Genomic DNA, 10124 nt, shown 5'->3' with positions numbered 1-10124 from the left:
GTTCGGGGGTGCCGGGGAAGGCGGGGACGAGGTCGCGGTCGCCGTAGATGTACAGGGCGCGCGAGGTGACGACGGCACCGTGCCAGGCGGCGGTCAGTTCCCAGTTGCGGTCGAGGTTGCGGTACCAGTTGAGCGCGCCGGTGAAGCCCTGGGCGAAGCTCTCGGTGAGCACGTCCAGGTCCTCCTCGGTGAGCCACTCCGGCAGCACCTCGGGGTCCGCCATGGTCGCCAGCCAGCCGCGCTCGGGGTCGACCAGCGGCTGCCGGCCCGCGCCCGCGTCGGGAGCGTCCCCGGACGCCCAGGAGAGGAACTTCCGCAGCGTGGTGCGCGGATCCTTCCCGAACTCGGCGTCGGCGACGCCGGGCCGGTCGAAGTAGTTCCAGTAGAACCGGCCGTCGAACCGCTTCTCCATCGCGGCCAGCGGCGGCTGCGTGCCGCGGAACGGGGGCGGCACGCTCAGGCCGGCCACCCCGAGCACCACGTCCGGCCGCAGCAGCGCGGTGTGCCAGGCGACCGGGGCACCCCAGTCGTGGCCGACGACGTACGCCTTCTCCTCGCCGAGGGCGTGGATCAGTCCGACGACGTCACCGACCAGGTGCAGGATGGTGTACGCGTCGACGGCGGCGGGACGGTCGCTGCGCCCGTACCCGCGCTGGTCCGGGGCGACCACCCGGAACCCCGCGTCGGCCAGCGGGCCGAACTGGTGCCGCCAGGAGTGCCACGACTCGGGGAAACCGTGCAGGAGCACCACCAGGGGGCCGCTGCCCTGCTCGGCGATGTGCAGCCGGATCCCGTTCACGTCGACCATACGATGCTCAACCATGCGCAGGAGCGTACGCGCGGTGCTCCCCGGGCGGCGGGACCGGCTCCGCGCCGGGCGCGGTCCTGCCCCGTTCGGCCCGCCCGCGGGCCGTGGGACGGACGGTGCGGTCAGTAGACGTCGCGGACGTAGCGCTTGTCCGCGGCCAGCCGCCGGACGTAGGCGGCGGCCTCGTCGGAGTCCATGGCGCCGTGGCAGGCCACGACGTCCCTGAGCGCCCGGTCGACGTCCTTGGCCATGCGTCCGGCGTCGCCGCAGACGTAGAAGTGGGCGCCGTCCCGCAGCCACTGCCACAGGCGGGCGCCGTTCTCGCGCATCCGGTCCTGGACGTAGACCTTGTTGCGCTGGTCGCGGGAGAAGGCGAGGTCCAGGCGGTCGAGGTGGCCCGAGGCCCGGAACGCCGCCAGCTCCTCGCGGTGGTAGAAGTCGGTCGCCCGGCGCTGCTCGCCGAAGAACAGCCAGTTGGGACCGGTGTGACCACGGGCCCGGCGGTCTTCGAGGAAGCCGATGAAGGGCGCCACGCCGGTGCCGGGACCGACCATGATCATGGGGATGGCGGGGTCGGCGGGCGGGCGGAAGTGCGGCGAGCGCTGCACGAAGACCTGGACCGGGCCGTCGTCGGCGCAGTCGGCGAGATAGGTGGAGCAGACGCCCTTGCGGTCGCGGCCGAGGTGGTTGGTGTAGCGGACGACGGAGACGGTGAGGCGGACCTCGCCGGGATGCGCGAGCGGACTGGAGGAGATGGAGTACAGCCGGGGCTGGAGGCGCTTGAGGACGCCGGTCCAGTCCCCGGCACCGGCACGGACGGGGAACTCGGCGAGGACGTCGGCGGCCTGGCGGCCCCAGCTCCACTGCGCGAGCGCGTCCTTGTTGTCCGGGCGCAGCAGCCGCTTGAGGTCGCGGCTGCCGGTCCGCTCGGTCACGAACCGGAGCAGGTCGGTGGTGATGCGGGAGATGTCCAGGCGGGTGCGCAGCGCCTCTTCGAGCGGGAGCGGCGCACCGCTGCCGAGGTCCACCGGTTCATCGGGGTCGCATCCGGTGAGGGCGAGCCATTCGGCGACGAGGCCGGCGCTGTTGGCCGGCCAGACGCCGAGCGCGTCGCCGGCGTCGTAGGCGAGTTCCCCGCCGCGGGTGTCGAAGGCGAACTGCCGCACCTCCTTCTGCGAACCGGGCAGACTCAGCAACCTGTTGCCGATCAGCAGGGTGGCGAACGGTGACGCCTTGCTGTGGCCGGCCGGCGCGGGGGCGGCCGGCCGGGCGGCGGACCCCGGTGCGGTGATGGCGGCCTCGGGTGCGGTCGTCCCGGACGGGCCCGCGGGCACCGGGCCCCGGCCGCCGTCCGCGGTCAGGGCGGTGACCACCTGGCCGAGCCAGTGCTCGGCGGGCTCCTCGAAGTCGGGCTCGCAGTCGGCGCGCGGGACGAGGCGGGTGGCGCCGAGCGCCGCGAGACGTTCGTCGAGCCGGCGGCCGTGGCCGCAGAAGTCGTCGTAGCTGGAGTCCCCGAAGGCCAGGACGGCGTACCGGATGTCCTCCAGCCTGGGTGCGTCCGGGGCGGACAGCGCCTGCCAGAAGTCGGTGCCGTTGTCGGGGGCGTCGCCGTCACCGAAGGTGCTGGTGACGACGAGCACATCGGTCCCGGTGCCCAGGTGGGCCGGGGACGCGTCGGCCATGGGCAGCAGTTCGGGCGCACGGCCCGCCTCGACGAGGCGCGCGGCGGCGTGGGCGGCGAACTCCTCGGCGGTGCCGGTCTGGGACGCCCACAGGATCACCAGACGGCGGGCCGGTACGGCCGGGGCGGCGGCCGGCGCCGCGGGCCGCGCCGCGGTGTGCGTTCCGGTCTGCGCGGGCACCTTGGCGGGCGCGTCGGCGGCGGCCCGGGAGAACATGCCCGCGAGGACCCCGTCGACCCACGCGGCACGCTCCGGGGCGAAGGGCGCCCCCGGCGGCAGTACCGGGACACGCCCGTCGGGCGGGGCGAGGGCGAGGCCGGAGAGGAAGCCGGAGAGGTAGCGGCGCTCCGGCTCGGCCAGGGGTGCGGGGACGAGGCCGGCGATGCCGAAGGCCGCGGCGAGCGCGTGGACGGGGGAGCCCGCCGCCGGGGCGGCTGACGCGCCGACCGGTTCGGGCTCGGGGGCGGTCTCCTGCGGGGCGCCGGGCCGGCCCGCCGGGACGGGGGCGGCCGTCCTGGCGAGGGCGACGGCGCAGACCTTGAACTCGGGCTGGAAGGAGAGCGGGTCGACGGCGTCGTGGGTGACGGCGTTGACGCTGAGGTACTCGCCGAACAGGTCGTTCCAGTGGAACGGCGCGAAGCAGGTCCCCGGCTGGACGCGGTCGGTGACCACGGCGGGCAGCACCGCGCGCCCGCGGCGGGAGGCGACCTCCAGGTGGTCGCCCTCGGCCACGCCCAGGGCCCGGGCGTCCTCGGGATGGACCTCCACGAACGGGCCGGGGTCGAGCCTGGCGAGCTTGCCCACCTTGCCGGTCCTGGTCAGGGTGTGCCACTGGTGCTGGAGCCGGCCGGTGTTGAGGACGAACGGGTAGTCGTCGTCGGGGAGTTCGGCCGGGGGAAGGTGCGGGCGGGCGAAGAAGCGGGCGCGCCCGCTGGAGGTGGGGAAGGCCAGGCGGGGCCGGGTGCCGTCCGGACGTTCCAGGAGGGTCTGGCTGACGCCGTCGTTGAGGTAGCGGATCGGGTTCCGGTCCGGGCCGTCGGCGGCCGGTGCCGGCCACTGGACGGGTGCGGTGCGCAGCCGGTCGTAGCTCACACCGCGCAGGTCCCAGCCCGTCGCGGGGTTCCACGCCTGCTTCAGCTCCTCGAAGACCTCCTCGGCGGAGGCGTACGTGAAGCCGTCGGCGAAGCCCATCGCGCAGGCCACCCGGGCGATCAGCTGCCAGTCGGGCAGCGCCTGGCCCGGCGGGTCCACGACCCCGGGTACGAGGGTGAGGTTGCGCTCGGAGTTCACCATGACGCCGTCGGACTCGGCCCACAGCGTCGCCGGCAGCACCACATCGGCGTAGGCGTTGGTCTCGGTCTCGGCGAACACGTCCTGAGTGATGACGAGTTCGGCGGCCTCCAGGCCGGCGATGACGGTCCTGCGGTTGGCGACCGAGGCGACCGGGTTGGTGCAGATGATCCAGCACGCCTTGACGGCACCCGCCGCCATCCGCTCGAACATCTCGACCGTGCCGCGCCCGGCATCGCTGCGCAGGGTGCCCTCCGGGAGGTTCCACAGCTTCTCGACGTAGGCGCGGTCGGCGTCGACCAGGACCGAGCGCTGTCCGGGCAGGCCGGGGCCCATGTAGCCCATCTCGCGCCCGCCCATGGCGTTGGGCTGGCCGGTCAGCGAGAAGGGACCGGCGCCCGGGCGGCACAGGGCGCCGGTGGCGAGGTGCAGGTTGACCAGGGCGTTGGTGTTCCAGGTGCCGTGCGTCGACTGGTTCAGCCCCATGGTCCAGCAGCTCATCCACGCACCGGCCTCGCCGATCCACCGCGCGGCCCGCCGGATGTCGCTCTCGGGTATGCCGGTGATCTCCGCGACCTTCCCGGGCGGGTAGTCCGCGAGGAACGCGGGCATCTGCGCCCAGCCCTCGGTGAACTCGGCGATGAACTCCTCGTCGGTGTGGCCGTTCTCGACCAGCAGGTGCAGCAGGCCGTTCAGCAGGGCCAGGTCGGTGCCGGGCCGGATCCGCAGGAAGAGGTCGGCCCTGTCGGCGGTGGCGGTGCGCCGCGGGTCCACGACGATCAGCCTGGCGCCCGCCGACCTCACCCGCTCCATCATGCGCAGGAAGAGGATCGGGTGGCAGTCCGCCATGTTGGAGCCGATGACGAAGAAGACGTCCGCGTGGTCGAAGTCCTCGTACGAGCCGGGCGGGCCGTCCGCGCCGAGCGACAGCTTGTAGCCGGTGCCGGCGGAGGCCATGCACAGCCGGGAGTTCGACTCGATCAGGCGGGTCCGCACGAAGCCCTTGGCCAGCTTGTTCGCCAGGTACTGCGCCTCCAGGGACATCTGCCCGGACACGTAGAACGACAGCGCGTCGGGCCCGTGCTCGTCCAGGATCGCCCGCAGCCGCCCGGCGACCACCGCGACCGCCTCGTCCACATCGGTCTCGACCGGCTGGGCCTCGCGCTCGGCGCGCACCAGCGCACGCGCCAGCCGGCCGGGCGCGGCCATCATGTCCGCGCTCGTGGCTCCCTTGGTGCACAGACGACCGCGGTTGGCGGGGTGCGCCCTGTCACCGGACACCCTCGCCACGCGCCGCCGGCCGTCGGCGGGATCCCGGGTCACGTCGAGGACGATCCCGCAGCCGACACCGCAGTACGAGCAGACCGTGCGGACGCCGCCGTCCCCGTCCTTCGAGCCAGCCGCCACCGAACCCCCACCCACCGCGCGTGCACCGTTGCGGACCCGCCCGCCGGTGGCGGGCGACCCCCATGACCAGCACCGTAGGAAGACCGAATTACCGGACCGTCACGCGCCGGGAGCGTGCGGGGTTACGCCCCCCGCACACGCTGCGGCGCCGCCGTGTGAGGGGAGCGGGAGGCGGTGTTCGCCGCCGGGGGGGCTCGGCGGTGACGGCTTCGGATCGGCCCCGCCCCGTAGGTGCTCCGCGGTGCGCGGGGCGGACCCCGGCAGTCGTCCGTGCGGCCTCAGGTGTCGTCCGTCCGCTGCTCGCACCAGATGGTCTTGCCCCGGCGCCCGAACCGGGTCCCCCAGCGGTCGGCGAGCTGGGCGACGATCTCCAGGCCGCGTCCGCCCTCGTCGGTGGCGTGGGCGTGGCGCAGGTGGGGTGCGGTGCTGCTGCCGTCGGAGACCTCGCACAGCAGACCGCGGTCGCGGATCATGCGCAGCCGGATCGGCGGACTGCCGTAGCGGATGGCGTTGGTGACCAGTTCGCTGACGATCAGTTCCGTCGGGAACGCCAGGCCCTCCAGGTGCCAGGCGGCCAGCTGGTGCTCGGCCAGACGCCGTGCGGTGCCGACGACGGCCGGGTCCTCCGGAAGGGTCCACTCGGCGAGGCGGTCCTCGTCCAGCCCGCGGGTGCGGGCGAGCAGCAGGACGGCGTCGTCCTCGCCCTGCCCGCGCAGCAGGCTGTACACCGCGTCGTCGGCGATCCGGCGCAGCGCGCGGTCGGGCTGGCCCAGGAGGCGGAGCAGGGTCCCCCGGGCGTCCGGCGCCGAGCGGACGAGACCGTGGGTGTACAGCGCCAGCAGACTGCCGTCCGGCAGCTCGACGCGCAGTGCCTCGTACCTGCCGCAGCCGGTACCGAGCGGGGGACCGGCGGGCGGATCCACGGAGAGGGGCTCGCCGAGCGGTCCCACGGCGACCGGCGCCGCGTGCCCCGCGCTGGCCGCCGTGCAGGTGCGGGTCACCGGGTCGAACACCGCGTACAGGCAGGACGCGGTGACCGGCTCGCCCGTGTCCCGCGTCAACGAGCCGGTGACACCGTCGAGGCAGGACAGCAGCTCCTCCGGGGCCAGGTCGCGTACCGCGAGCGTCGTCAGGGCCGTGCGCACCTGCCCCATGGCGGCGGCCGCTTCGATACCGCTGCCGGTGACGTCACCGACGGTGAGGGCCACCCGGCTGCCCGAGAGGGGGATGACGTCGTACCAGTCCCCGCCGCCGCGCTCGGTGCCGGGCAGGTGGAGGCACGCGGCGTCGACCGCGGTCAGCCGGGGCGGGGTGCGGGGCAGCAGATGGCGTTGCAGCGCGGTCGCGACGGTGCGCTCGCGCGCGTAGCTGCGGGCGTTGTCGATGCTGAGCGCCGTCCGCTGGGCCAGCTGCTCGGCCAGGGACAGGTCCTCGTCGTCGTACGGCCGCGGGTCGCGGTGGCGGTAGCAGCCGACGACCCCGAGGACGCTGCCGCGCACCACCAGCGGGACGACGAGCAGCGAGTGGACCCCCGCGTCGGTCAGCCGTCGGGCCCGCTCCGGGTCGGCGGCCAGCCAGGGCTCGTCGGCCCTCAGCCGGGCGACGAGCCGGGGCGAGGCGTCGTGCAGGCTCTGGGTGAACGGCGTCGGGAAGGGGAAGGTGGTCAGCCCGCCCGGAGGGATCCGCCCCGCGCGGTCGGTCACCGACCGGAAGGCGACACGGCGCAGCGGGACGTCCGCGTCGACCGGCCCGGCGGGCAGCGCGGCGCCGCGTACGGCGTCGTCCAGCACGTCCACCGTGATCGCGTCGGCGAACCGGTGCACCACCACGTCGGCGAGTGCCTCGGCCGTGGCCCGCACGTCCAGGCTGGTGCCGATGGTGCGGTGGGCGTCGTGCAGGATGTCCAGCCGGTCCGCCGCGTGCTGGCGCGCGGTGACGTCCTGGACGACGGCGACGCCCAGCACGTGACCCTCGCCGGGCCGGACCCGGAAGACCGACACGGAGATCACCATCTCGCGGTCCGGGTCGCCCGGGTGTCGGCCGCGGATCAGGCGGTCCTGGACGGGCGCCTGGCCCGCGAGCACCTGACGGGCGAGTGCGATGAGTTCGGGATCGTGGAAGCCCTCCGCGATCTCGTCCAGCCGCCGCCCGCACACCTGGTCGCTGGGCAGCCCGCGGACCCCGCGCGCCGCGGTGTTGTAGCGCACGATCCGCAGCTGGTCGTCGAAGACGTACAACCCCATGGGCGCCTGCGTGAACAGGGTTTCCAGCACGGTGGCGGACAGGTCTCCGCCGGCGGATCCGGACGGCATCGCCGACTAGGCCCGCGCGCGGGGCGGCGGGTCTCCGGGGAGACCGTGATCGGCGATGGGCGGGTGGCTGCGCATCACTGCTCCCTTCGGTGTGGACGCCGGGGCGTCTCCTGCGACCCTCGCGGGTGGGCCGGACGGCAGCCATCGGGGTGGTCCGGGCGGGTGACCCGTGCCGGTGCCGGGCACCGCGGGGGCCGGTCCGCGGGGCCGGGCAGGAGCAGCACGGTGTTGGGGACGGCTCCCGTCGCGGTGTTCAGGGGCCCGACGGCGGGGTCCGTGTCGGGGGCCGGGTGGCGGACGCAGGCGCCCGCGATGCGGCCGCCCAGCAGGAACGGGGAGAGGACGAAGGGCACGGGGGCCGCCGTCAGGGTGCCGTCGCGGCTCCGGAACCGCATCCAGGTGCGGTCGGGCACCAGCCGGTGCTGGAGGACGAGTGTGTGCTCCCGTGAGCGCTGCGTCAGCAGGTCGAGCCACTCCCGCGCCGTGACCGCGTGTCCGGCGACGAAACCGGCGCCGCCGCGCCCGCAGGAGGGTTTGACGACGAGGCCGGCCCTGTCCCGCACGGCGCGGTCCAGGAGGTGCCGGCGCCGCTCGGCGGACTGCCCGGGGCCCAGCCACGCCGTCCACGGCACGTGCCGCCGGATCAGCTCCCGGTCCGCGGGCGCGTACCGGTCCAGGTCCTCGTGCATCCAGGCCAGCACCTGCTTCGCGCTGAGCAGGCACGATGCTTCGGGGACGAACAACTGCACGGTGTCGGCCAGGACGGCGGCGCGCAGCACGCCGACGGCCCGGCCGTCCGCCGGCACGGCACTGACGAACTGGTTGAAGACCACATCGACGCGGTCGCCGTCCACCCACAGCCCGCCGGCGCCGCCGTGCACCTCGGACAGGTCCGCGACGGACACGTCGAGTCCCGCCGCCCCGGCGGCCTCCGCGGCCGGCCGGAGATAGCGGCGCAGGGCGGGCGTGCCGTCCAGCTTGGCCGCGATGCCCGAGTCCGCCCGCCAGGTCGGGACGAGCGCCCGGCGACGCCTGCCGCCGGGCGCCGCCACCACGTCGGCCAGGCAGGCCGCCCGGGCGCGCAGGGTCGACGGCGGCTCGACCAGAGTGCCGTCCGGCCAGCTCCGGGCGAACGCCGCACCGCGCTCCTCTAGTCCCGGCACTCCGTAGATGTTGGGGCCGATGTTCAGCTCGACGAACCAGGGCGTGCCGTCCACCACCAGCGCGTCGGGACGGGCCATGCGCAGCAGGCAGGCGGCGGACAGCCGCTGCGACGGGTCCAGGAGCCGCAGCTCGCGGCGGTCGTTCAAGGCGTCGTACAGCTCGCCGGCGGTCCCGGCCCGGCGCCTGCACGCGAGGAGGGCGCACCGGAGCACGCCCGCCGTGAGCGCGGCGAACCGGTGGTACTCCGCCTCGGAGAACACCAGCGGGCGCATCGCCTCCCAGGGGGTGCGCAGCGCGTCGAGGACCCACCAGTCGGCCTCGGCGCTGCGGCGCAGCAGGGCCGAGCGGGATTCCTCCGGCAGCCGAGGCCACAGGTCCCGCATGGTCGCTCGGGGGCCGCACGCCACGTTTGCCTCCCTGGGATACCGACGGGACGGCGCCGCACTCTTCCGACGGTAGTCCGGACCAGGGCGCTCCTCCTGCGCAGCCTGGGGTCCACGCGCGGCACCTGCCCCACGACCCATTGCATTTCCAATGCCTGACATTCACTTCTTCATTGGAAACCTATGGCCGGGCCGCCGTACGGTCGAGGACACCGCCGCCCTGACGCCTCGCACGCGCAGGTGTCAGGTACGGCGGTCACGTCCGCCACACCCTGGGAAGAAGCACCATGTCGAAGATCCTCTTCGTGATGACCGGCGTCGACTACTGGACGCTGGCCGACGGCACCAAGCACCCCACCGGCTTCTGGGCCGAGGAGGCCGTCGCCCCGTACGAGGCGTTCAAGGCGGCCGGACACGAGATCGTCGTCGCCACCCCCGGCGGCGTCGTGCCCACCGTCGACAAGGCCAGCCTCGCCGCCGAGGCCAACGGCGGCCAGGAGAACGCCGACGCGATCGCGGACAAGCTCGCCGCGATGAGCGAGCTGCGGCACCCGGTCCGCCTCCAGGACGTCGACCTCGCCGACTACGCCGCCGTCTTCTACCCCGGCGGCCACGGCCCCATGGAGGACCTCGCCGTCGACGCGACCTCCGGCCGTCTGCTGATCGACGCCCTGGCCGCGGGCACGCCGCTGGGCGTGGTCTGCCACGCCCCGGCCGCGCTGCTGGCCGCCACCGGCGAGGACGGCGCCAACGCCTTCGCCGGCTACCAGGTCGCCGCGTTCACCAACGCCGAGGAGACCCAGGCCGGCCTCGCCGACCGGGCCAAGTGGCTGCTCCAGGACCGCCTCACCGAGGCCGGCGTGCGGGTGCGGGCCGGCGAGCCGTGGGCGCCGCACGTGGTGGTCGACCGCAACCTGGTCACCGGCCAGAACCCCGCCTCCTCCGCCCCGCTCGCCGCCGAACTGCTGAAGAAGCTGGGCTGAGCCGGGACCGCCGACGGCTCGCCGCCCGTGCGCGTCGCCGGCCGGGGGTCCGTGCGGCGACGCGGCCGCCTGCGGCGCCCGGCCGACGGTCCCGC

General features: G+C 74.7%; 5 protein-coding genes. 1 reads left to right on the top strand and 4 read right to left on the bottom strand.

Going from position 1 to position 10124, the window contains the following annotated elements; genetic code table 11:
- The 4 genes from CCN44_RS36060 to CCN44_RS36045 form a co-directional block, all read right to left on the bottom strand.
- On the bottom strand, positions 1-823 hold an 823-nt coding region (locus CCN44_RS36060), incomplete at its 3' end, for an alpha/beta fold hydrolase (protein ID WP_086702844.1).
- A gap of 107 nt (positions 824-930) precedes the next feature.
- Positions 931-5187 (bottom strand): bifunctional nitrate reductase/sulfite reductase flavoprotein subunit alpha, encoded by a 4257-nt coding sequence (locus CCN44_RS36055; RefSeq protein WP_086702832.1) that lies wholly within the window; start codon positions 5185-5187, stop codon positions 931-933.
- A 278-nt stretch (positions 5188-5465) separates the two neighbouring features.
- Positions 5466-7499, bottom strand: a complete 2034-nt coding sequence (locus CCN44_RS36050; protein ID WP_086702829.1) for an ATP-binding SpoIIE family protein phosphatase — start codon at positions 7497-7499, stop codon at positions 5466-5468.
- Positions 7500-7573: 74 nt separating this feature from the next.
- Positions 7574-9070, bottom strand: coding sequence for a hypothetical protein (locus CCN44_RS36045; RefSeq protein ID WP_143650224.1), 1497 nt, complete (start codon positions 9068-9070; stop codon positions 7574-7576).
- Positions 9071-9333: 263 nt separating this feature from the next.
- On the opposite strand from CCN44_RS36045, the gene CCN44_RS36040 reads away from it, so the two are divergent.
- Positions 9334-10029 carry a type 1 glutamine amidotransferase domain-containing protein gene (locus tag CCN44_RS36040; RefSeq protein WP_086702824.1) on the top strand — a complete coding sequence of 232 codons (696 nt, stop codon included), beginning with the start codon at positions 9334-9336 and terminating at the stop codon, positions 10027-10029.
- Positions 10030-10124: the final 95 nt, after the last annotated feature.

This window comes from Streptomyces tricolor (assembly GCF_002155905.1).
Taxonomy (GTDB): domain Bacteria; phylum Actinomycetota; class Actinomycetes; order Streptomycetales; family Streptomycetaceae; genus Streptomyces; species Streptomyces tricolor.
Note: the sequence above shows the minus strand (reverse complement) of the source record. Positions and strands in the feature narration are given on the sequence as shown.